Origin of the sequence: Pseudomonas sp. AL10 (genome assembly GCF_029960685.1) — a bacterium.
Lineage (GTDB): Bacteria > Pseudomonadota > Gammaproteobacteria > Pseudomonadales > Pseudomonadaceae > Aquipseudomonas > Aquipseudomonas lactis.
Map to the genome: position 1 here is coordinate 1 of NZ_JASBQZ010000017.1, position 22,955 is coordinate 22,955.

General features: G+C 55.2%; 22 protein-coding genes and 4 tRNA genes. All 26 read left to right on the top strand.

Annotated elements, in window-relative coordinates; genetic code table 11:
- Window positions 1–141: 141 nt before the first annotated feature.
- The 26 genes from birA to rplV all read left to right on the top strand — a co-directional run bounded on the left by birA (window position 142) and on the right by rplV (window position 22,950).
- Window positions 142–1,101 carry a bifunctional biotin--[acetyl-CoA-carboxylase] ligase/biotin operon repressor BirA gene (gene birA / locus QK296_RS16740; RefSeq protein WP_094774271.1) on the top strand — a complete coding sequence of 320 codons (960 nt, stop codon included), beginning with the start codon at window positions 142–144 and terminating at the stop codon, window positions 1,099–1,101.
- Window positions 1,091–1,840, top strand: coding sequence for a pantothenate kinase (locus tag QK296_RS16745; protein ID WP_169856580.1), 750 nt, complete (start codon window positions 1,091–1,093; stop codon window positions 1,838–1,840). The genes birA and QK296_RS16745 overlap by 11 nt, the downstream gene beginning before the upstream one ends.
- Before the next feature lie 7 nt (window positions 1,841–1,847).
- Window positions 1,848–2,294, top strand: a complete 447-nt coding sequence (locus QK296_RS16750) for a hypothetical protein (RefSeq protein ID WP_003194660.1) — start codon at window positions 1,848–1,850, stop codon at window positions 2,292–2,294.
- 142 nt (window positions 2,295–2,436) lie between these two features.
- Window positions 2,437–2,521, top strand: a tRNA-Tyr gene (locus QK296_RS16755).
- 24 nt (window positions 2,522–2,545) lie between these two features.
- Window positions 2,546–2,619, top strand: a tRNA-Gly gene (locus tag QK296_RS16760).
- Window positions 2,620–2,645: 26 nt separating this feature from the next.
- Window positions 2,646–2,721, top strand: a tRNA-Thr gene (locus tag QK296_RS16765).
- Window positions 2,722–2,864: 143 nt separating this feature from the next.
- Window positions 2,865–2,940: transfer RNA gene (locus tag QK296_RS16770), tRNA-Trp, on the top strand.
- A gap of 45 nt (window positions 2,941–2,985) precedes the next feature.
- Window positions 2,986–3,354 carry a preprotein translocase subunit SecE gene (secE, locus tag QK296_RS16775; protein ID WP_003194658.1) on the top strand — a complete coding sequence of 123 codons (369 nt, stop codon included), beginning with the start codon at window positions 2,986–2,988 and terminating at the stop codon, window positions 3,352–3,354.
- A 9-nt stretch (window positions 3,355–3,363) separates the two neighbouring features.
- Window positions 3,364–3,897 (top strand): transcription termination/antitermination protein NusG, encoded by a 534-nt coding sequence (gene nusG, locus QK296_RS16780; protein ID WP_003176436.1) that lies wholly within the window; start codon window positions 3,364–3,366, stop codon window positions 3,895–3,897.
- A 116-nt stretch (window positions 3,898–4,013) separates the two neighbouring features.
- On the top strand, window positions 4,014–4,445 hold the full coding sequence (gene rplK, locus QK296_RS16785; RefSeq protein ID WP_003176435.1) for a 50S ribosomal protein L11: 432 nt from the start codon (window positions 4,014–4,016) through the stop codon (window positions 4,443–4,445).
- Window positions 4,445–5,140 carry a 50S ribosomal protein L1 gene (gene rplA, locus QK296_RS16790; protein ID WP_003176434.1) on the top strand — a complete coding sequence of 232 codons (696 nt, stop codon included), beginning with the start codon at window positions 4,445–4,447 and terminating at the stop codon, window positions 5,138–5,140. The genes rplK and rplA overlap by 1 nt, the downstream gene beginning before the upstream one ends.
- 199 nt (window positions 5,141–5,339) lie before the next feature.
- Window positions 5,340–5,840, top strand: coding sequence for a 50S ribosomal protein L10 (rplJ, locus tag QK296_RS16795; protein WP_003176433.1), 501 nt, complete (start codon window positions 5,340–5,342; stop codon window positions 5,838–5,840).
- Between the two features lie 78 nt (window positions 5,841–5,918).
- A complete protein-coding gene (gene rplL, locus QK296_RS16800; RefSeq protein WP_003176432.1) occupies window positions 5,919–6,284 on the top strand; it encodes a 50S ribosomal protein L7/L12 in 366 nt (121 codons plus the stop codon).
- A 219-nt stretch (window positions 6,285–6,503) separates the two neighbouring features.
- Window positions 6,504–10,577 carry a DNA-directed RNA polymerase subunit beta gene (gene rpoB, locus QK296_RS16805; protein ID WP_010206926.1) on the top strand — a complete coding sequence of 1,358 codons (4,074 nt, stop codon included), beginning with the start codon at window positions 6,504–6,506 and terminating at the stop codon, window positions 10,575–10,577.
- Between the two features lie 64 nt (window positions 10,578–10,641).
- Window positions 10,642–14,841 (top strand): DNA-directed RNA polymerase subunit beta', encoded by a 4,200-nt coding sequence (rpoC, locus tag QK296_RS16810; protein ID WP_003194653.1) that lies wholly within the window; start codon window positions 10,642–10,644, stop codon window positions 14,839–14,841.
- Between the two features lie 216 nt (window positions 14,842–15,057).
- Window positions 15,058–15,429 (top strand): 30S ribosomal protein S12, encoded by a 372-nt coding sequence (rpsL, locus tag QK296_RS16815; RefSeq protein WP_002555494.1) that lies wholly within the window; start codon window positions 15,058–15,060, stop codon window positions 15,427–15,429.
- A 118-nt stretch (window positions 15,430–15,547) separates the two neighbouring features.
- On the top strand, window positions 15,548–16,018 hold the full coding sequence (gene rpsG / locus QK296_RS16820) for a 30S ribosomal protein S7 (protein WP_002555493.1): 471 nt from the start codon (window positions 15,548–15,550) through the stop codon (window positions 16,016–16,018).
- A gap of 30 nt (window positions 16,019–16,048) precedes the next feature.
- Window positions 16,049–18,154 (top strand): elongation factor G, encoded by a 2,106-nt coding sequence (fusA, locus tag QK296_RS16825; protein ID WP_003194651.1) that lies wholly within the window; start codon window positions 16,049–16,051, stop codon window positions 18,152–18,154.
- A 30-nt stretch (window positions 18,155–18,184) separates the two neighbouring features.
- Entirely contained in the window at window positions 18,185–19,378 is a 1,194-nt protein-coding gene (gene tuf / locus QK296_RS16830; protein ID WP_003176426.1) for an elongation factor Tu, read from the top strand.
- Window positions 19,379–19,535: 157 nt separating this feature from the next.
- Window positions 19,536–19,847: a 30S ribosomal protein S10 gene (rpsJ, locus tag QK296_RS16835; protein WP_003186070.1), complete on the top strand. Its 312-nt coding sequence runs from the start codon at window positions 19,536–19,538 to the stop codon at window positions 19,845–19,847.
- 81 nt (window positions 19,848–19,928) lie between these two features.
- Entirely contained in the window at window positions 19,929–20,564 is a 636-nt protein-coding gene (rplC, locus tag QK296_RS16840; protein ID WP_003194649.1) for a 50S ribosomal protein L3, read from the top strand.
- 12 nt (window positions 20,565–20,576) lie between these two features.
- Window positions 20,577–21,179: a 50S ribosomal protein L4 gene (gene rplD / locus QK296_RS16845; RefSeq protein ID WP_003176424.1), complete on the top strand. Its 603-nt coding sequence runs from the start codon at window positions 20,577–20,579 to the stop codon at window positions 21,177–21,179.
- Window positions 21,176–21,475 (top strand): 50S ribosomal protein L23, encoded by a 300-nt coding sequence (gene rplW / locus QK296_RS16850; protein ID WP_002555488.1) that lies wholly within the window; start codon window positions 21,176–21,178, stop codon window positions 21,473–21,475. The genes rplD and rplW overlap by 4 nt, the downstream gene beginning before the upstream one ends.
- 14 nt (window positions 21,476–21,489) lie before the next feature.
- Entirely contained in the window at window positions 21,490–22,314 is an 825-nt protein-coding gene (rplB, locus tag QK296_RS16855; RefSeq protein WP_003186055.1) for a 50S ribosomal protein L2, read from the top strand.
- Window positions 22,315–22,330: 16 nt separating this feature from the next.
- Complete coding sequence (gene rpsS / locus QK296_RS16860; protein ID WP_002555486.1) at window positions 22,331–22,606, top strand: 30S ribosomal protein S19; 276 nt, start codon at window positions 22,331–22,333, stop codon at window positions 22,604–22,606.
- An 11-nt stretch (window positions 22,607–22,617) separates the two neighbouring features.
- A complete protein-coding gene (rplV, locus tag QK296_RS16865) occupies window positions 22,618–22,950 on the top strand; it encodes a 50S ribosomal protein L22 (RefSeq protein WP_003103908.1) in 333 nt (110 codons plus the stop codon).
- Window positions 22,951–22,955: the final 5 nt, after the last annotated feature.

Consider the following 22,955-nt stretch of genomic DNA (forward strand, 5'->3'; position numbering starts at 1 on the left):
ATTCCGAAACCCCAATTGCGAAAGCAGTTGGGGTTTTGTTTTGGGCGCTCGAAAATCTCGATCCAGACTGATATCCAGCCTTTCTATGCAATGACCCTGCGCATGGCTATCATGCGTGCCTCATTCTGAGGCGATATGTGCATGCTGACGTTGTTGAAACTTCTGAAAGATGGTCAGTTCCATTCTGGAGAAGCGCTTGGCGCTGCCTTGGGCGTTAGTCGCAGTGCCGTGTGGAAGCAGCTTCAGCATCTTGAGGCAGAATTGAATCTCCCCATTCATAAGGTGCGGGGCCGCGGATATAGATTGGCTGCGCCATTGGTGTTTTTGAATGCGCAGGAGATTTCTCTGGGCGCGGCTTCCTTGGCTTGGCCCGTTCACATTTTCGACTCCATTGATTCCACTAATGCTGAGGCTTTACGTCTTATCGGTGCGGGCAGTGCGGCTCCTTTTGTTGTGCTGGCGGAGCAGCAGACGGCTGGTAGGGGGCGACGAGGCCGCAAATGGGTCAGCCCATTTGCGCAAAACGTTTACTACAGCCTTGTATTGCGTATTGAGGGCGGTCTGCGGCAACTGGAAGGGCTGAGTCTGGTGGTGGGGCTGGCAGTCCTGCAGGCTCTGCGTGAGTCGGGTGTGCGGGGCGCAGCTTTGAAGTGGCCAAACGACGTCCTGGTTGGGCAAAAGAAAATCTCAGGCATCTTGCTGGAGTTGGTGGGAGATCCCGCAGATATCTGTCACGTTGTGCTAGGTATAGGTATCAATGTGAATATGCAGAAGGCTGTAGAGGTTGATCAGCAATGGACTTCGATGCAGCTCGAGGCTGGCTCTCCTGTGGATCGTAATCACCTGGTGGCGCGTCTGGGTTTGCAACTACAAGCCTACCTAGATCAACACAAGGCTGCGGGTTTTGCAGGGTTGCAAGACGAATGGGAGCAGCATCACGCCTGGCAGGGGAAGTCCGTGTCGCTTATCGCGGGCGTCAATCAGATTGATGGGGTTGTGCTGGGTGTGGATCGTCAGGGCGCCTTGCGTTTGGATGTCGGTGGCGTTGAGAAAATATACAGCGGTGGTGAGTTAAGCCTGAGGTTGCGTGATGATTCTTGAGCTCGACTGTGGAAATAGCTTTATCAAATGGCGTGTTCTTGAGTTGAGTGAGGCAACTGTTCGCGCGGAAGGCATCGCAGGTTCGGATATCGCGCTGATCGAGAGTTTGGTGGCTTTGCCTGGTCTATTGCTCACGCGTTGTCGGTTGGTGAGTGTTCGCGCGCTTGAGGAGACCGATAAGCTGATAGCTGCCTTGGTAGCGGCATTTGGCGTTGCTGTTTCCTGCGCCGCCTCTGCTAAAGAAATGGGCGGAGTGCGCAATGGCTACGACGACTTCCAGCGCCTGGGGATGGATCGATGGCTAGCCATGCTAGGCGCGTTCAAGTTGGCGTCAGGTGCATGCTTGGTACTCGACTTTGGTACAGCGGCGACAGCAGATTTTATTGGTCCGGACGGTGGCCACCTGGGTGGGTTTATTTGCCCGGGTATGCCGCTTATGCGTAATCAACTGCGAACCCATACCCGCAAGATACGCTATGACGACGCGGCCGCTGAGCGGGCGCTGGAGCGTCTCTCTCCTGGTCGAACAACCGTAGAGGCTGTCGAGCGTGGTTGTACGCTCATGCTTAGAGGGTTCGTGCTGACCCAGCTCGAGTTGGCGCGAGGCTATTGGGGGGAGGATTTCACGGTCTTCCTCACTGGAGGCGATGCCGACCTGGTCAGGGATGCTGCGCCTCAGGCTCGGTTGGTCCCGGACCTGGTGTTTGTTGGTTTGGCGATGGCGTGTCCTTTGTCTTGAGGTGATTATGCGCTGGCTGTTTTTACTTTTACTGGTTCTCAATGTTTTCTATTACGTCTGGCATCAGCAAGAGGCGCCATTGCGGGCCAAGGATGTCACGCCCTTGAGTCTCCATCGGGGAACGCAGCAAGACATTCGCCTCTTGAGTGAGTCGGCAGACACTGTGGCTCGGCGCGATCGGGCGAGGCCGGCCGAGGCGCAAAATACCTGCTTATACATCGGTGGTTTCTCGGATCGACGCCAAGCCTCCTCTCTCGAGCAGAGGCTTACGAGCCTGGATATCAAGGTCAAGGTCCAGTTGCTGAACGCACCGGACGCCTCGGGTTATTGGTTGCGCGTAGCCCCTGAGAGCCGTCGCCTGGCTGACGATCTGCCCTTTGAAAGCCTTGCTAATGAATTCAATGAGTTAAAACATAAAATAATGCTGTGCGAAGGCATTGCAACTCTCGAATAGTTTGCATAGAATGGCGCCCGCTTCGCAGTGAAGACCTTTAAGGGCTACAGTGCAAAGCTACCGTCAATGCAGCTAACCTCATAATTTAAATGAGAAAATGCTTGACAGAAGGTCGGCGTGATGTAAAATGCCGGCTCGCTTAGGAGGGGTTCCCGAGCGGCCAAAGGGATCAGACTGTAAATCTGACGTCTACGACTTCGAAGGTTCGAATCCTTCCCCCTCCACCATTTTTAGCGTGAGCTGCAAGCTCCGCGGGTATAGTTTAGTGGTAGAACCTCAGCCTTCCAAGCTGATGATGCGGGTTCGATTCCCGCTACCCGCTCCAAGTTTGCAGGTTGTGCAAGGTGTTTCGCTCTTGTAGCTCAGTTGGTAGAGCACACCCTTGGTAAGGGTGAGGTCAGCGGTTCAAATCCGCTCAAGAGCTCCATATAACAAGGCAGATATGAAAATATCTGCCTTTGTTTTAACAGCTGCCTCGGCTTGAATGTTGTTCGATGTTTCAGGTCTTGTGGGGTTGGTTGTTGTAAAGTCTTTTTCAGGCCTGCATAATGGTCGGCCTGATTTTGTTTTAGGTCAGTAGCTCAATTGGCAGAGCGACGGTCTCCAAAACCGTAGGTTGGGGGTTCGATTCCCTCCTGACCTGCCAGATTCACGTGGTGTGTCTGGCTTTCTTTTCACAGGATCTTCATAGATGACTCCTAAGGCTGAAGCTCAAAGCTCTCGTTTCGATCTGGTAAAGTGGCTCGCTGTAGTCGCCTTGGTGGTCGTAGGCGTTGTTGGCAATCAGTACTATTCTGCTTCGCCGATCCTGTACCGTGTACTCGCTTTGCTTGCCCTTGCTGCTGTAGCTGCCTTTGTAGGCCTGCAGACTGCCAAAGGCAAGTCCTTCGCGGTACTGGTTAAGGAAGCACGCACCGAAATCCGTAAAGTCGTTTGGCCGACTCGCCAAGAAACCACGCAGACCACATTGATTGTCGTGGCTGTTGTTCTGGTTATGGCGTTGCTGTTGTGGGGGCTTGATTCCCTGCTCGGCTGGCTTGTTTCCTTGATTGTTGGCTAAGGGTGTCCCGTGGCTAAGCGTTGGTACGTTGTGCATGCTTACTCGGGTTACGAGAAGCATGTTATGCGCTCTTTGCTGGAGCGCGTAAAGCTGGCAGGCATGGAAGATGGCTTCGGCGAAATTCTGGTTCCCACTGAAGAAGTGGTTGAAATGCGGAATGGGCAGAAGCGCAAAAGCGAACGCAAGTTCTTCCCTGGCTACGTGCTGGTACAGATGGACATGAACGAAGGTACTTGGCACTTGGTCAAGGATACCCCTCGCGTCATGGGCTTCATTGGCGGTACTGCCGATAAGCCTGCTCCGATCACCGACAAAGAGGCGGAAGCAATTCTGCGTCGTGTTGCTGACGGTAGCGACAAGCCCAAGCCGAAGACGTTGTTCGAGCCGGGTGAGGTTGTTCGCGTTACAGACGGTCCGTTCGCTGATTTCAATGGTACGGTCGAAGAAGTTAACTACGAAAAGAGCCGGATCCAAGTGGCGGTGCTCATTTTCGGTCGCTCTACTCCGGTAGAGTTGGAGTTCAGCCAGGTCGAGAAGGTCTAGCTGGGCAAGCATCCCAACCCCGCAGCCTTGGCTGTGGGGTTTTGTCGTCACTGGGATAAACGCGCAAGTAACCGGGGAGCCTTTCGAGGCGTTTGAACCCGTAATTGGAGTGCCTCATGGCCAAGAAGATTACCGCTTACATCAAGCTGCAAGTGAAGGCCGCTCAGGCCAACCCTAGCCCACCCGTCGGTCCAGCTCTGGGTCAGCACGGCGTGAATATCATGGAATTCTGCAAGGCCTTCAACGCCCGTACTCAGGGTCTTGAGCCAGGTCTGCCGACTCCAGTGATCATCACTGTATACAGCGACCGTAGCTTCACCTTCGAAACCAAGTCGACCCCGGCTTCGGTTTTGCTGAAGAAAGCTGCCGGTCTGACTAGCGGTTCCGCTCGTCCTAACACCGTTAAGGTTGGCACTGTAACCCGTGCTCAGCTGGAAGAAATCGCGAAAACCAAAAACGCGGATCTGACTGCAGCTGATATGGATGCAGCCGTGCGTACCATCGCCGGTTCTGCTCGTAGCATGGGCCTTAACGTGGAGGGTGTGTAATGGCTAAGCTGACCAAGCGCCAAAAGGCTATCGCCGGCAAAATCGAAGCAGGCAAGTCCTACAACTTCGTAGACGCTGCTGCCCTGCTGACCGAGCTGTCGACTGTCAAGTTCAGCGAGTCTGTTGACGTTGCTGTAAACCTGGGTGTTGACCCACGTAAATCCGACCAGGTCGTTCGTAGCGCTACTGTGCTGCCACACGGCACTGGCAAGACTGTACGTGTTGCTGTCTTCACCCAGGGCCCAGCTGCTGAAGCTGCTCTGGCCGCTGGTGCTGATCGCGTTGGCATGGACGACCTGGCTGCCGAAATGAAAGGCGGCGACCTGAACTATGACGTCGTAATTGCTTCCCCGGATGCAATGCGCGTTGTAGGTCAGTTGGGTCAGATCCTCGGTCCACGTGGTCTGATGCCTAACCCTAAAGTCGGCACCGTAACGCCAGACGTAGCTACCGCGGTTAAAAACGCCAAGGCTGGTCAGGTTCGTTATCGCACCGACAAAAACGGCATCATTCACACCTCCGTTGGCAAAGTCGGCTTCGATGCCGTCAAGCTGAAGGAAAACGTTGAAGCCCTGATCGCTGATCTGAAGCGTATCAAGCCTGCTTCCTCGAAAGGTATCTACGTCAAGCGCGTTACCCTGAGCACCACTATGGGCCCAGGTCTGGTCATCGACCAAGGCTCGCTGGACGTATAAGACATAAATTGGCGCAAGTAATTGCGCCAATTGAAAGATTGGGGTCCCTGCCTGGCGGGGGCTATCCAAGACCGTAGGCGACGCAAGTCTTAAACCAACAAGCCTACGCAGATGGTGCTCCCGGTTCCTTACCGAATCAGACACCAAAACGACATCAGGCCTAGGCCAGATGAAACGGTAACAAGCAGGAGTTAAACCCGTGGCAATTAATCTCGAAGACAAGAAGGCCATCGTCGCTGAAGTCAACGAGGCTGCCAAAGCTGCTCTGTCCGCTGTCGTGGCTGATGCCCGTGGTGTGACAGTAGGCGCTATGACCGGACTCCGTAAAGAGGCTCGTGAAGCTGGCGTATACGTACGTGTTGTACGTAACACCCTGCTCAAGCGCGCCGTTGCTGACACTGAATACAGTGTTCTCAACGACGTGTTCACCGGCCCGACTCTGATCGCGTTCTCTAAAGATCATCCAGGCGCTGCTGCCCGTTTGTTCAAAGAATTCGCCAAGAGTCAGGATAAGTTCGAGATCAAGGCAGCTGCGTTCGAGGGCAAGTTCCTCGCAGCTAACCAAATCGACGTACTGGCAACACTGCCGACCCGTAACGAAGCTATTTCGCAGCTGATGAGCGTGATTCAAGGCGCTACCAGCAAGCTGGCTCGTACTCTGGCTGCAGTTCGCGAGCAAAAAGAAGCTGCCGCAGCCTAAGGCTGAGCAAATTCTCTCGCGTATTTTTGTTTATTTCGATGGCCGCGTAGGCCGTCCCCCAATTCAGGAAATACAGCAATGTCTATCTCCCAAGACGATATCCTCAACGCCGTAGCTGAAATGTCGGTTCTGCAGGTTGTTGAGCTGATCAAAGCTTTCGAAGAAAAATTCGGCGTTTCCGCTGCCGCTGCTTCCGCTGGCCCAGCTGTTGCTGCTGTCGCTGCTGAAGAGCAAACCGAATTCAACGTCATGCTGCTGGAAGCTGGCGAGAAGAAAGTAAACGTGATCAAGGCAGTACGTGAACTGACCGGTCTGGGCCTGAAAGAAGCCAAGGCTGTAGTTGACGGCGCTCCTGCCCAGGTTCTGGAAGCTGTGTCGAAAGACGCCGCTGACAAAGCCAAAGCTACTCTGGAAGAAGCAGGCGCTAAAGTCGAGCTGAAGTAAGCATCGACCTTGCGTCTCCAGCCCAAGCGTTAAGCTGAAGGCTGATGGCTGGTGGCTCTTGCCACCGGCCTTTTTCCGTTCTTGGCTGTCGACTCGGTCGCCGCCATTAACGCGCTGTAGCCACCCGAAGCGGTGGTGCAAACCATGGGGTTTGCAAGATTTTCTGGCTGCTCCCGTCGGAGGGGCCAAACAAGCAGGTGACCAAGCTGGGGAACGCTGATGGCTTACTCATATACTGAGAAAAAACGTATCCGCAAGGACTTTAGCAAGTTGCCGGACGTCATGGATGTCCCGTACCTTCTGGCTATCCAGCTGGATTCGTATCGTGAATTCTTGCAGGCGGGAGCGACCAAAGATCAGTTCCGCGACGTGGGCCTGCATGCGGCCTTCAAATCCGTTTTCCCGATCATCAGCTACTCCGGCAATGCTGCGCTGGAGTACGTCGGTTATCGCCTGGGCGAACCGGCATTTGATGTCAAAGAATGCGTGTTGCGTGGCGTTACGTACGCCGTACCTTTGCGGGTAAAAGTCCGTCTGATCATTTTCGACAAAGAATCGTCGAACAAAGCGATCAAGGACATCAAAGAGCAAGAAGTCTACATGGGCGAAATCCCACTGATGACTGAAAACGGTACCTTCGTAATCAACGGTACCGAGCGTGTAATCGTTTCCCAGCTGCACCGTTCCCCGGGCGTGTTCTTCGACCACGACCGCGGCAAGACGCACAGCTCCGGCAAACTCCTGTACTCCGCGCGGATCATTCCGTACCGCGGTTCGTGGTTGGACTTCGAGTTCGACCCGAAAGACTGCGTGTTCGTGCGTATCGACCGTCGTCGCAAGCTGCCGGCCTCGGTATTGCTGCGCGCGCTCGGTTACACCACTGAGCAAGTGCTGGATGCTTTCTATACCACCAACGTATTCAGCCTGAAGGATGAAACCCTCAAGCTGGAACTGATCGCTTCGCGTCTGCGTGGTGAAATTGCTGTCCTGGACATCCAGGACGAAAAAGGCAAGGTCATCGTTGAGGCTGGCCGTCGTATCACTGCGCGCCACATCAACCAGATCGAAAAAGCCGGTATCAAAGAGCTGGAAGTGCCACTGGACTACGTCCTGGGTCGCACTACCGCCAAGGTCATCGTTCACCCGGCTACAGGCGAAATCCTGGCTGAGTGCAACACCGAGCTGAACACCGAGATCCTGGCCAAGATCGCCAAGGCCCAGGTTGTTCGCATCGAGACCCTGTACACCAACGATATCGACTGCGGTCCGTTCATCTCCGACACACTGAAGATCGACTCCACCAGCAACCAATTGGAAGCGCTGGTCGAGATCTATCGCATGATGCGTCCTGGTGAGCCACCAACCAAAGACGCTGCCGAAACCCTGTTCAACAACCTGTTCTTCAGCCCTGAGCGCTATGACCTGTCTGCGGTCGGCCGGATGAAGTTCAACCGTCGTATCGGTCGTACCGAGATCGAAGGTTCGGGCGTGCTGTGCAAGGAAGACATCGTCGCGGTATTGAAGACCCTGGTCGACATCCGTAACGGCAAAGGCATCGTCGATGACATCGACCACCTGGGTAACCGCCGTGTTCGCTGCGTAGGCGAAATGGCCGAGAACCAGTTCCGCGTTGGCCTGGTACGTGTTGAGCGTGCGGTCAAAGAGCGTCTGTCGATGGCTGAAAGCGAAGGCCTGATGCCGCAAGACTTGATCAACGCCAAGCCAGTGGCTGCGGCGGTGAAAGAGTTCTTCGGTTCCAGCCAGCTTTCGCAGTTCATGGACCAGAACAACCCGCTCTCCGAGATCACCCACAAGCGCCGTGTTTCTGCACTGGGCCCGGGCGGTCTGACCCGTGAGCGTGCTGGCTTTGAAGTTCGTGACGTACACCCGACGCACTACGGTCGTGTTTGCCCGATCGAAACGCCGGAAGGTCCGAACATCGGTCTGATCAACTCCCTGGCTGCCTATGCGCGCACCAACCAGTACGGCTTCCTCGAAAGCCCGTACCGTGTGGTGAAAGACGCCCTGGTTACCGACGAGATCGTATTCCTGTCCGCCATCGAAGAAGCTGATCACGTGATCGCTCAGGCTTCGGCCACGATGAACGACAAGAAAGTCCTGGTCGACGAGCTGGTAGCTGTTCGTCACTTGAACGAGTTCACCGTCAAGGCGCCGGAAGACGTTACCTTGATGGACGTATCGCCCAAGCAGGTAGTTTCTGTTGCAGCGTCGCTGATCCCGTTCCTGGAACACGATGACGCCAACCGTGCGTTGATGGGTTCCAACATGCAGCGTCAAGCTGTACCGACCCTGCGTGCTGACAAGCCGCTGGTAGGTACCGGCATGGAGCGCAACGTGGCGCGTGACTCCGGCGTTTGCGTCGTGGCTCGTCGTGGCGGTGTGATCGACTCCGTTGATGCCAGCCGTATCGTGGTTCGTGTTGCCGATGACGAAGTAGAAACTGGCGAAGCCGGTGTCGACATCTACAACCTGACCAAATACACCCGCTCGAACCAGAACACCTGCATCAACCAGCGTCCGCTGGTGAGCAAGGGTGATCGCGTTCAGCGTAGCGACATCATGGCCGACGGCCCGTCCACCGACATGGGTGAACTGGCTCTGGGTCAGAACATGCGCATCGCGTTCATGGCATGGAACGGCTTCAACTTCGAAGACTCCATCTGCCTGTCCGAGCGTGTGGTTCAAGAAGACCGCTTCACCACGATCCACATTCAGGAACTGACCTGTGTGGCACGTGATACCAAGCTTGGGCCTGAGGAAATCACTGCAGACATCCCGAACGTGGGTGAAGCTGCACTGAACAAGCTGGACGAAGCCGGTATCGTTTATGTAGGTGCTGAAGTTGGCGCTGGCGACATCCTGGTCGGTAAGGTCACTCCGAAAGGCGAGACCCAACTGACGCCGGAAGAGAAGCTGCTGCGTGCCATCTTCGGTGAAAAAGCCAGCGACGTTAAAGACACCTCCCTGCGTGTACCTACCGGTACCAAGGGTACTGTCATCGACGTACAGGTCTTCACCCGTGACGGCGTTGAGCGTGATGCTCGTGCACTGTCCATCGAGAAGACCCAGCTCGACGAGATCCGCAAGGATCTGAACGAAGAGTTCCGTATCGTTGAAGGCGCGACCTTCGAACGTCTGCGTTCCGCTTTGGTAGGCCACAAGGCTGAAGGCGGCGCAGGCCTGAAGAAAGGTCAGGACATCACCGACGAAATCCTCGACGGTCTTGAGCACGGCCAGTGGTTCAAACTGCGCATGGCTGAAGATGCTCTGAACGAGCAGCTCGAGAAGGCCCAGGCCTATATCGTTGATCGCCGCCGTCTGCTGGACGACAAGTTCGAAGACAAGAAGCGCAAACTGCAGCAGGGCGATGACCTGGCTCCAGGTGTGCTGAAAATCGTCAAGGTTTACCTGGCAATCCGTCGCCGCATCCAGCCGGGCGACAAGATGGCCGGTCGTCACGGTAACAAGGGTGTGGTCTCCGTGATCATGCCGGTTGAAGACATGCCGCACGATGCCAATGGCACCCCGGTCGACGTCGTCCTCAACCCGTTGGGCGTACCTTCGCGTATGAACGTTGGCCAGATCCTTGAAACCCACCTGGGCCTCGCGGCCAAAGGTCTGGGCGAGAAGATCAACCGTATGATCGAAGAGCAGCGCAAGGTCGCAGACCTGCGTAAGTTCCTGCACGAGATCTACAACGAGATCGGCGGTCGCAACGAAGAGCTGGACACCTTCTCCGACCAGGAAATCCTGGATCTGGCGAAGAACCTGCGCGGCGGCGTTCCAATGGCTACCCCGGTGTTCGACGGTGCCAAGGAAAGCGAAATCAAGGCCATGCTGAAACTGGCAGACCTGCCAGAAAGCGGCCAGATGCAGCTGTTCGACGGCCGTACCGGCAACAAGTTCGAGCGCCCGGTTACTGTTGGCTACATGTACATGCTGAAGCTGAACCACTTGGTAGACGACAAGATGCACGCTCGTTCTACCGGTTCGTACAGCCTGGTTACCCAGCAGCCGCTGGGTGGTAAGGCTCAGTTCGGTGGTCAGCGTTTCGGGGAGATGGAGGTCTGGGCACTGGAAGCATACGGTGCTGCATACACTCTGCAAGAAATGCTCACAGTGAAGTCGGACGATGTGAACGGTCGTACCAAGATGTACAAAAACATCGTGGACGGCGATCACCGTATGGAGCCGGGCATGCCCGAGTCCTTCAACGTGTTGATCAAAGAAATTCGTTCCCTCGGCATCGATATCGATCTGGAAACCGAATAACACGTGACGCGAATCGAGAGCGGGGCTGCTTAGCCCGCTCTCTGCTCCGCCAGGAGGAAAGGCCTTGAAAGACCTACTGAATTTGCTGAAAAACCAGGGTCAAGTCGAAGAGTTCGACGCCATCCGTATTGGATTGGCATCGCCTGAGATGATCCGTTCGTGGTCGTTCGGTGAAGTTAAAAAGCCGGAAACCATCAACTACCGTACGTTCAAACCTGAGCGTGACGGCCTGTTCTGCGCCAAGATCTTTGGCCCGGTAAAGGATTACGAGTGCCTGTGCGGTAAGTACAAGCGCTTGAAGCACCGTGGTGTGATCTGCGAGAAGTGTGGCGTTGAAGTCGCACTGGCCAAGGTTCGTCGTGAGCGCATGGCGCACATCGAACTGGCTTCGCCGGTTGCCCACATCTGGTTCCTGAAATCGCTGCCGTCCCGTATCGGCTTGCTGATGGACATGACCCTGCGTGATATCGAACGTGTTCTCTACTTCGAGAGCTATGTCGTTATCGACCCAGGCATGACCACCCTTGAAAAAGGTCAGCTGCTGAACGACGAGCAGTACTTCGAAGCGCTGGAAGAGTTCGGCGACGATTTCGATGCCCGCATGGGTGCCGAAGCTGTCCGCGAACTGCTGCACGCTATCGACCTGGAGCACGAGATTGGTCGTCTGCGCGAAGAGATTCCGCAAACCAACTCCGAAACCAAGATCAAGAAGCTGTCCAAGCGTCTGAAGTTGATGGAAGCCTTCCAGGGTTCCGGCAACTTGCCAGAGTGGATGGTGCTGACCGTTCTGCCGGTTCTGCCGCCAGACCTGCGTCCGCTGGTACCGTTGGACGGTGGTCGTTTCGCGACGTCCGACCTCAACGACCTGTACCGCCGCGTGATCAACCGTAACAACCGCTTGAAGCGCCTGCTTGATCTGTCCGCTCCGGACATCATCGTGCGCAACGAAAAGCGTATGTTGCAAGAAGCGGTCGATGCCCTGCTCGACAACGGTCGTCGTGGCCGCGCTATCACCGGTTCCAACAAGCGTCCTCTGAAATCCCTGGCTGACATGATCAAGGGTAAGCAAGGTCGTTTCCGTCAGAACTTGCTCGGTAAGCGTGTTGACTACTCCGGTCGTTCGGTAATTACCGTAGGCCCGACCCTGCGTCTGCACCAGTGCGGTCTGCCTAAGAAGATGGCACTCGAGCTGTTCAAGCCGTTCATCTTCGGTAAGCTGGAAATGCGCGGTCTCGCGACCACCATCAAAGCGGCCAAGAAAATGGTCGAGCGCGAACTGCCAGAGGTTTGGGACGTTCTCGCTGAAGTGATTCGCGAACACCCGGTTCTCCTCAACCGTGCACCGACCCTTCACCGTCTGGGTATCCAGGCGTTTGAACCTGTACTGATCGAAGGTAAGGCTATCCAGCTGCACCCTCTGGTCTGTGCTGCGTACAACGCCGACTTCGACGGCGACCAAATGGCCGTGCACGTACCGCTGACACTGGAAGCCCAGTTGGAAGCGCGTGCGTTGATGATGTCGACCAACAACATCCTGTCGCCAGCCAACGGTGAGCCAATCATCGTTCCGTCGCAGGACGTTGTATTGGGTCTGTACTACATGACCCGTGAAGCGATCAACGCCAAGGGCGAAGGTCGTGTGTTCGCTGACCTGCAAGAAGTTGACCGTGTGTTCCGTGCCGGCGAAGCCGCACTGCACGCCAAGGTCAAGGTGCGGATCCACGAAACCGTCAACGACCGTGACGGCGGCAGCGTGAGCAACACCCGTATCGTCGACACCACTGTCGGCCGTGCGCTGTTGTACCAGGTTGTGCCAAAAGGTCTGTCTTACGACGTCGTCAACCTGCCGATGAAGAAAAAGGCGATCTCCAAGCTGATCAACCAGTGCTACCGCGTGGTTGGTTTGAAAGAGACCGTTATCTTCGCTGACCAGTTGATGTACACAGGTTTCGCTTACTCGACTATCTCCGGCGTTTCCATCGGCGTTAACGACTTCGTTATCCCGGATGAAAAAGCTCGCATCATCAGTGCTGCCACTGACGAAGTGAAAGAGATCGAGAGCCAGTACGCCTCCGGCCTGGTAACCCAGGGCGAGAAGTACAACAAGGTGATCGACCTTTGGTCCAAGGCGAACGACGAAGTTTCCAAGGCGATGATGGCAAACCTCTCGAAAGAGAAAGTCATCGACCGTCACGGCGACGAAGTTGACCAGGAATCCTTCAACTCGATGTACATGATGGCCGACTCGGGCGCACGGGGTTCTGCTGCGCAGATCCGTCAGCTCGCCGGTATGCGTGGCCTGATGGCCAAGCCGGACGGCTCCATCATCGAAACGCCGATTACTGCGAACTTCCGTGAAGGTTTGAGCGTACTCCAGTACTTCATCTCCACTCACGGTGCTCGTAAGGGTCTTGCGGATACCGCGTTGAAAACCGCTAACTCCGGTTACCTGACTCGTCGTCTGGTAGACGTTGCACAAGATCTGGTTGTAACCGAGATCGATTGCGGCACCGAGCACGGCCTGCTGATGACTCCGCACATTGAAGGCGGTGACGTTGTAGAGCCACTGGGTGAGCGCGTATTGGGTCGTGTGATTGCCCGTGACGTGTTCAAGCCAGGTACCGAGGAAGTTATCGTTCCTGCCGGCACCCTGGTTGACGAGAAGTGGGTCGAGTTCATCGAACTCAACAGCATCGACGAAGTGATCGTTCGCTCGCCGATCAGCTGCGAAACCCGCTACGGCATCTGCGCCAAGTGCTACGGCCGTGACTTGGCTCGTGGTCACCAGGTGAACATCGGTGAAGCGGTCGGCGTTATCGCTGCCCAGTCCATCGGTGAGCCGGGTACCCAGCTGACCATGCGTACGTTCCACATCGGTGGTGCGGCAAGCCGGACCTCCGCAGCCGACAGTGTTCAGGTTAAGAATGGCGGTACCGTCCGCCTGCACAACCTCAAGCACGTTGAGCGAGTGGATGGTCACCTGGTTGCTGTGTCCCGTTCCGGTGAGCTGGCCATCGCTGATGACTACGGTCGTGAGCGCGAGCGTTACAAGCTGCCGTACGGTGCTGTGATTTCGGTTAAAGAAGGTGACAAGGTCGACGCTGGCGCAATCGTGGCCAAGTGGGATCCGCACACTCACCCGATCGTTACCGAAATGAAAGGTACCGTGACCTACGTGGGCATGGAAGAAGGCATCACGATCAAGCGTCAGACTGACGAATTGACCGGTATGACCAACATTGAAGTACTCGACGCCAAAGATCGTCCAGCTGCCGGTAAGGACATCCGTCCTGCCGTGAAGATGGTCGATGACAACGGCAAGGATCTGTTGCTGCCAGGCACTGACGTAATCGCTCAGTACTTCCTGCCAGCCAACGCCCTGGTCGGTGTAGCGGATGGTGCGAAGATCGCGATCGGTGATGTTATCGCGCGTATCCCGCAAGAAACTTCGAAGACCCGTGACATCACCGGTGGTCTGCCGCGTGTTGCCGACTTGTTTGAAGCTCGTCGTCCGAAAGAAGCGTCGATTCTGGCTGAAGTCAGCGGTACCATCGCGTTCGGTAAAGAGACCAAGGGCAAGCGCCGTCTGGTCATTACTCCGAACGACGGTAGCGATCCGTACGAAGAGCTGATTCCGAAGTGGCGTCACCTGAACGTGTTCGAAGGCGAACAGGTAAACCGCGGCGAAGTTATCTCCGACGGTCCGAGCGATCCACACGACATCCTGCGTCTGCTGGGTGTAAGTGCGCTGGCCAAGTACATCGTTAACGAGATCCAGGACGTTTACCGTCTGCAAGGCGTGAAGATCAACGACAAGCACATCGAGACCATCCTGCGTCAGATGCTGCGTAAAGTTGAAATCGCTGAATCCGGCGATTCCAGTTTCATCAAGGGCGACCAGATGGAACTGACTCACGTACTGGTAGAAAACGAGCGCCTGGCGAACGAAGAGAAATTTGTCTCCAAGTTCACTCGCGTGCTGCTGGGTATCACCAAGGCGTCGTTGTCCACTGAGTCGTTCATCTCGGCGGCCTCCTTCCAGGAGACCACTCGCGTACTGACCGAAGCAGCGGTAACCGGCAAGCGCGATTACCTGCGCGGCCTGAAAGAAAACGTAGTCGTGGGTCGTCTGATCCCGGCAGGTACCGGTTTGGCTTACCACAGCGAGCGTAAGCGTCGCCGTGATGCTGACAAGCCGTTGCGCGTAAGCGCCAGTGAAGTGGAAGCTGCACTGACCGAAGCGCTGAACTCAAGCGGTAACTGAGTTCTGCGATAGATGAGTCTGGGCCCTGACACTCCCATTCGTCGGATCGAGGCATTTTTGCCCCGGTTCGACGCGAGGGGAGGTCGGGGCCTTGCCTTGACTGGGGACAAGATCCTCTTTAGACTCTTGTACCCCTAAATTTGGCGGGAATTCGTTCCTGCCATTTTGCTTTTCTTGCAAGACAATAGCGTCGCAAGACAACAGTGGAGCTAGTAGATGGCAACTATCAACCAGCTGGTACGTCAGCCGCGTAAGCGTATCGTCGAGAAATCCGACGTACCTGCGCTGCAGAACTGCCCGCAACGTCGTGGCGTATGCACCCGTGTGTATACCACCACGCCGAAAAAACCTAACTCGGCACTGCGTAAAGTATGCCGTGTGCGTCTGACCAACGGTTTCGAGGTTTCCTCGTACATCGGCGGTGAAGGCCACAACCTGCAAGAGCACAGCGTGGTACTGATCCGCGGCGGTCGTGTAAAAGACTTGCCAGGTGTTCGTTATCACACCGTACGCGGTTCTTTGGATACTTCCGGCGTTAAAGGTCGTAACCAGGGTCGTTCGAAGTACGGTACCAAGAAGCCTAAGTAGTAGCGGCTTTTTGTAAACCTGAATCATCTTATTTTCTGAGTCGATAAGAGTAAGGTCGGAGGCGTCCCGAAAGGGCACCGATTCCGAGCGAACCTGAAGACCGTTTGAGGGCTTATCCATGCCAAGAAGACGCGTAGCAGCCAAGCGCGAAGTGCTTGACGATCCAAAATACGGAAGCCAAATCCTGGCCAAGTTCATGAACCACGTGATGGAAAGCGGCAAGAAAGCCGTTGCCGAGCGTATCGTTTATGGCGCGCTGGAAAAGGTTAAAGAACGCAAGAACAGCGACCCCCTGGAAATCTTCGAGAAAGCTCTCGACGCCATCGCTCCGCTGGTCGAAGTGAAGTCGCGCCGTGTAGGCGGTGCTACTTACCAGGTTCCGGTTGAAGTTCGCCCGTCCCGTCGTAACGCTCTGGCAATGCGCTGGTTGGTAGACTTCGCCCGTAAGCGTGGCGAGAAGTCTATGGCTCTGCGTTTGGCCGGCGAACTGTTGGACGCTGCTGAAGGTAAAGGTGCTGCTGTTAAGAAGCGTGAAGACGTGCACCGTATGGCTGAAGCCAACAAAGCTTTCTCGCACTACCGCTTCTAATTTTAGCTTCACTAATTTTGCGAGGGCTTTATGGCTCGTACTACTCCGATTAGCCGCTACCGTAACATCGGTATCGTCGCTCACGTGGATGCTGGTAAAACCACCACCACCGAGCGCGTACTGTTTTACACCGGCAAAAGTCACAAAATGGGCGAGGTGCATGACGGCGCCGCGACCACAGACTGGATGGTTCAGGAGCAGGAGCGTGGTATTACCATTACTTCTGCTGCTATTACCGCCTTCTGGAAAGGTTCCGAGAAGCAGTACAAAGACGAGCATCGCTTCAACGTAATCGATACCCCGGGCCACGTAGACTTCACCATTGAAGTTGAACGTTCCCTGCGCGTACTCGATGGCGCTGTCGTTGTGTTCTGCGGTACCTCGGGCGTTGAGCCTCAGTCGGAAACCGTATGGCGTCAAGCCAACAAGTACGGCGTTCCACGTCTTGTTTATGTAAACAAGATGGACCGTGCTGGTGCCAACTTCCTGCGCGTGATCGGTCAGATCAAGCAGCGTCTGGGTCACACTCCGGTGCCTATCCAGTTGGCTATCGGTTCCGAAGACAACTTCCAGGGTCAGATCGATCTGATCAACATGGAAGCTGTTTACTGGAATGATTCCGACAAAGGTATGGTTCCTGTTCGTAAGCCTATCCCTGAAGAGCTTCAGGAGCTGGCTGACGAGTGGCGCAACAACATGGTTGAGGCTGCCGCCGAAGCCAGCGAAGAGCTGATGAACAAGTACCTCGAAGGTGAAGAACTCACCAACGTGGAAATCAAGGCCGCTCTGCGTCAGCGTACTATCGCTGGTGAGATCGTCTTGGCTGTTTGCGGTTCCTCGTTCAAGAACAAGGGTGTTCCCCTGGTTCTCGACGCCGTTATCGACTACCTGCCTGCTCCAACCGACATTCCTGCTATCAAGGGTTCCAACCCTGATAACGAGGAAGAAGAAATGGAGCGTCACGCCGATGACAACGAGCCGTTCTCGGCTCTGGCGTTCAAGATCGCTACCGACCCATTCGTGGGTACTTTGACCTTCGTCCGCGTTTACTCGGGCGTGTTGGCCTCCGGCGACGGCGTGATCAACTCGGTTAAAGGCAAGAAAGAGCGCGTGGGTCGTATGGTGCAAATGCACGCAAACGCCCGTGAAGAGATCAAGGAAGTACGCGCTGGTGACATCGCGGCCCTGATCGGCATGAAGGACGTCACCACTGGTGAGACTTTGTGCGACGCTGCCAAGCCAATCATCCTGGTTCGCATGGACTTCCCGGAGCCGGTTATTTCGGTTGCCGTAGAGCCTAAGACCAAGGATGACCAGGAAAAAATGGGTATCGCTCTGGGCAAGCTTGCTCAGGAAGATCCATCTTTCCGCGTCAAGACTGATGAAGAGACTGGTCAAACGATCATCTCCGGCATGGGCGAGCTGCACCTGGACATCCTGGTTGACCGGATGCGCCGTGAGTTCAACGTCGAAGCCAACATCGGTAAGCCTCAGGTTTCCTATCGTGAGCGCATCACGAAGAACTGTGAAATCGAAGGCAAGTTCGTTCGTCAGTCCGGCGGTCGTGGTCAGTTCGGTCACTGCTGGATCCGTTTTGCTCCTGCTGACGAAGGTCAGGAAGGTCTGCAATTCGTGAACGAAGTAGTAGGCGGTGTTGTTCCTAAGGAATACATCCCTGCTATCCAGAAGGGTATCGAAGAGCAGATGAAGAACGGTGTTGTTGCCGGCTATCCGCTGATCGGCCTGAAAGCAACCGTTTTTGACGGTTCTTACCACGACGTCGACTCCAACGAGATGGCGTTTAAGGTGGCTGCTTCCATGGCAACCAAGCAACTGGCCCAGAAGGGCGGTGGTGAGTTGCTTGAGCCAATCATGGCGGTAGAAGTTGTTACACCTGAAGACTATATGGGTGATGTCATGGGCGACCTTAACCGTCGTCGCGGCATGATCTTGGGTATGGAAGACACGGTTTCCGGCAAAGTGATTCGCGCCGAGGTTCCGTTGGGCGAGATGTTCGGTTATGCGACCGACGTTCGTTCCATGTCTCAGGGTCGCGCAAGCTACTCTATGGAATTCAAAAAATACAACACAGCTCCGGCGCACATCGCTGAAACTGTATCCAAAAAACAAGGCTGATTCAGTCCTTTAGGCAAGGAGTTAATTGTCGTGGCTAAAGAAAAATTTGATCGTTCCCTACCGCACGTCAACGTTGGCACCATCGGTCACGTTGACCACGGTAAAACCACTCTGACTGCTGCTCTGACTCGCGTTTGCTCCGAAGTATTCGGTTCCGCAATCGTTGATTTCGATAAAATCGACAGCGCGCCAGAAGAGAAAGCTCGTGGTATCACCATCAACACCGCGCACGTTGAATACAACTCGCTGATCCGTCACTACGCTCACGTTGACTGCCCAGGTCACGCTGACTATGTGAAGAACATGATCACCGGTGCTGCCCAGATGGACGGCGCAATCCTGGTTTGCTCGGCCGCTGATGGTCCGATGCCACAAACCCGTGAGCACATCCTGCTGTCCCGTCAGGTAGGCGTTCCGTACATCGTGGTTTACCTGAACAAGGCTGACCTGGTAGACGACGCTGAGCTGCTGGAACTGGTTGAGATGGAAGTGCGCGATCTGCTGAGCACTTACGACTTCCCAGGCGACGACACTCCGATCATCATCGGTTCTGCTCGTATGGCTCTGGAAGGCAAAGACGACAACGAAATGGGCACCACGTCCGTTCGTAAACTGGTTGAGACTCTGGACAGCTACATCCCAGATCCAGTCCGTGTTATCGACAAGCCGTTCCTGATGCCAATCGAAGACGTATTCTCGATCTCTGGTCGCGGTACTGTTGTAACTGGTCGTATCGAGCGCGGTATCGTCAAGGTTCAAGATCCACTGGAAATCGTTGGTCTGCGTGACACTACCGTCACCACCTGCACCGGTGTTGAAATGTTCCGTAAGCTGCTCGACGAAGGTCGTGCTGGCGAGAACTGCGGCGTTCTGCTTCGTGGTACCAAGCGTGACGACGTTGAGCGTGGCCAGGTTCTGGTCAAGCCAGGTTCGGTTAAGCCGCACACCAAGTTCGAAGCTGAAGTGTACGTGCTGAGCAAAGAAGAAGGCGGTCGTCACACTCCGTTCTTCAAAGGCTACCGTCCACAGTTCTACTTCCGTACTACTGACGTGACTGGTAACTGCGAACTGCCGGAAGGCGTAGAAATGGTAATGCCAGGCGACAACATCAAAATGGTTGTCACCCTGATCAAAACCATCGCTATGGAAGACGGTCTGCGTTTCGCAATCCGTGAAGGCGGCCGTACCGTTGGTGCTGGCGTTGTAGCTAAAATCATCGAGTAATCTCTCTTTTGAGTGAGCTTTGATGTTTTGAGAAAGCCCCCGCTTAGCGGGGGCTTTTTTATTGGGTTGACACCTATCTAGGGCGTCTATAGAATTGCGCCTCCTTTTAACGGGCGTATTGCGCCCGGTGGGAATAGCAGCCGGAGTCTGAAATCCAATGCAAAATCAGCAAATCCGTATCAGGTTGAAGGCTTTTGACCATCGCCTGATCGACCAATCCACCCAGGAAATCGTGGAAACCGCGAAACGTACTGGTGCTCAAGTGCGTGGTCCAATTCCACTGCCTACCCGTAAAGAGCGGTTCACCGTTCTGGTCTCCCCGCACGTCAACAAAGACGCGCGTGACCAGTACGAGATCCGTACTCATAAGCGCGTACTGGACATCGTCCAGCCAACGGATAAAACCGTTGATGCACTTATGAAGCTCGATCTGGCGGCCGGTGTGGAAGTACAGATCAGCCTCGGCTAAGACTTGGGTCTTAGTCGTGTAACGCTCTGAAATGGGCGGCCATAGCGGGTGAAAGCCCCGTACACTCATGAGGTTTACAACATGACTATTGGTGTAGTCGGTCGTAAATGCGGTATGACCCGTATTTTCACCGAAGAAGGTGTCTCCATTCCGGTCACGGTCATTGAGATCGAACCGAATCGCGTCACCCAGTTCAAAACTGAAGAGACCGATGGCTATCGTGCAGTGCAAGTCACTGTCGGCGAGCGTCGTGCTTCGCGCGTGACTGCTGCTCAAGCAGGTCACTTCGCTAAAGCAAACGTTGCAGCTGGTCGTACTGTCATGGAGTTCCGTCTTGAAGACGGCGACTACCAGGCTGGCGATCTGATCAACGCTGAAATCTTCGCCGCTGGTCAACTGGTCGATGTGACCGGTCAGTCCAAAGGTAAAGGCTTCCAGGGTACGATCAAGCGTTGGAATTTCCGTGGTCAAGACAACACTCACGGTAACTCCGTTTCCCACCGCGTCCCGGGCTCTATTGGCCAGTGCCAGACTCCTGGTCGTGTATTCAAGGGCAAAAAAATGTCCGGTCATATGGGCGCTGAGCGCGTGACCGTGCAGTCCCTCGAAGTAGTGCGCGTCGACGCTGAACGCAATCTGTTGTTGGTCAAGGGTGCTGTTCCTGGCGCTACTGGCGGCAACCTGGTTGTACGTCCAGCGGCCAAGGCTCGCGGTTAAGGGGAAGCTGACATGCAATTAAATGTAAATGACGCTCAAGCGATCGAAGTTTCCGAACTGACATTTGGCGGCGAATTCAACGAGACGCTCGTTCACCAAGCAGTCGTGGCCTACATGGCCGGCGGCCGTCAAGGTAGCAAGCAGCAAAAGACCCGTTCCGACGTACGTGGTGGCGGTAAGCGCCCTTGGCGTCAGAAAGGCACTGGCCGTGCTCGTGCCGGTACTATCCGTAGCCCAATCTGGCGTGGCGGCGGTACCACTTTCGCAGCTCGTCCACAGGATCACTCTCAGAAGCTCAACAAGAAGATGTACCGCGCAGCACTGCGCTCCATCCTTGCTGAACTCGTGCGTACTGATCGTCTGGTCGTGGTTCAGGACTTCGCTGTTGAAAGTCCAAAAACCAAAGATCTGCTGGGCAAACTGAACAACATGAGCCTGACCGACGTTTTGATCGTGTCCGAAGCTGTTGATCAGAACCTGTACCTGGCTGCTCGCAACCTGCCACACGTTGATGTACGTGACGTGCAAGGTTCCGATCCAGTTAGTCTGATCGCATACGACAAGGTGTTGATCACCGTGTCGGCCGTGAAGAAATTCGAGGAGCTGCTGGGATGAACCAGGAACGCGTATTTAAAGTTCTGCTTGGCCCGCACGTTTCCGAAAAGGCTACGGTTCTGGCTGACAAGAAAGGCCAGTTCGTTTTCAAGGTTGCAACTGACGCAACCAAGCTGGAAATCAAGAAGGCCGTCGAAAGCCTGTTCAGCGTGAAAGTAGAGCGTGTTACTACCCTGAATGTTCTGGGTAAGAGCAAGCGCACTGCTCGCGGTCTGGGCAAGCGTAATGACTGGAAGAAGGCAGTTATCTCCCTTCAGCCAGGCCAAGATCTCGATTTCAGCAGCAGTGCTGAGTAAGGAAGGGGTGCATCATGGCAATCGTTAAATGCAAACCGACTTCCCCTGGCCGCCGTTTTGTGGTCAAGGTGGTCAACCAGGAGCTGCATAAAGGCGCTCCTCACGCACCGCTGCTCGAGAAAAAATCGAAGTCTGGTGGTCGTAACAACAATGGTCGCATTACCACTCGTCACATCGGTGGTGGCCATAAGCAGCATTATCGTCTGGTCGACTTCCGTCGCAACGACAAAGATGGCATCGCTGCCACTGTCGAGCGTATCGAATACGATCCAAACCGTACTGCTCACATCGCTCTGCTGCTGTACGCAGATGGCGAGCGTCGCTACATCATCGCCCCTAAAGGCGTGAGTGCTGGCGACCAGCTGATCGCAGGTGCTCTGGCACCGATCAAGCCGGGCAACGCTCTGCAACTGCGTAACATTCCAGTTGGTAGCACCGTACACGGCATCGAATTGAAGCCAGGTAAAGGCGCACAGATCGCTCGTTCCGCTGGTGCTTCGGCTCAGCTGATCGCTCGTGAAGGTGTCTACGTGACCCTGCGTCTGCGTTCTGGTGAGATGCGTAAAGTACTGGCTGAATGCCGTGCGACCCTGGGCGAAGTCTCGAACTCCGAGCACAGCCTGCGTTCGTTGGGTAAAGCTGGTGCCAAACGCTGGCGTGGCGTTCGCCCAACCGTTCGTGGTGTTGCCATGAACCCGGTTGACCACCCACACGGTGGTGGTGAAGGTCGTACCTCTGGTGGTCGTCATCCGGTATCGCCATGGGGCTTCCCGACTAAGGGCGCGAAGACTCGTGGTAATAAGCGTACCGACAAAATGATCGTCCGTCGTCGCAAGTAAATAGAGGGATACGACAGTGCCACGTTCTCTGAAAAAAGGTCCTTTTATTGATCTTCACCTACTGAAGAAGATCGAAGTGGCGGCGGAAAAGAACGATCGCAAACCAGTTAAAACCTGGTCGCGTCGTTCGATGATCCTGCCACAAATGGTCGGTTTGACCATCGCAGTACACAACGGTCGTCAACACGTCCCAGTTCTCGTTAACGAAGACATGGTCGGCCACAAACTGGGCGAGTTTGCCGGTACCCGCACTTATCGTGGGCACGTGGCAGACAAGAAAGCCAAGCGTTAAGGGGTTAGGAAATGGAAGTAGCCGCTAAGTTGTCGGGCGCTCGAATCTCCGCCCAGAAAGCCCGCTTGGTCGCCGACCAGATCCGCGGGAAGAAGGTGGGCGAAGCGCTCAACCTGTTGGCTTTCAGCAGTAAGAAAGCCGCCGAGATCATGAAGAAAGTGCTGGAGTCGGCCGTAGCCAACGCCGAGCATAACGAAGGCGCAGACGTTGATGACCTGAAGGTCAGCACCGTTTTCGTCAACGAAGGGCGTTCGCTGAAGCGCATCATGCCACGTGCCAAAGGCCGTGCTGATCGCATCGTCAAGCGGTCTTGCCATATCACTGTCAAGGTTGCTGACAAGTAACGGAG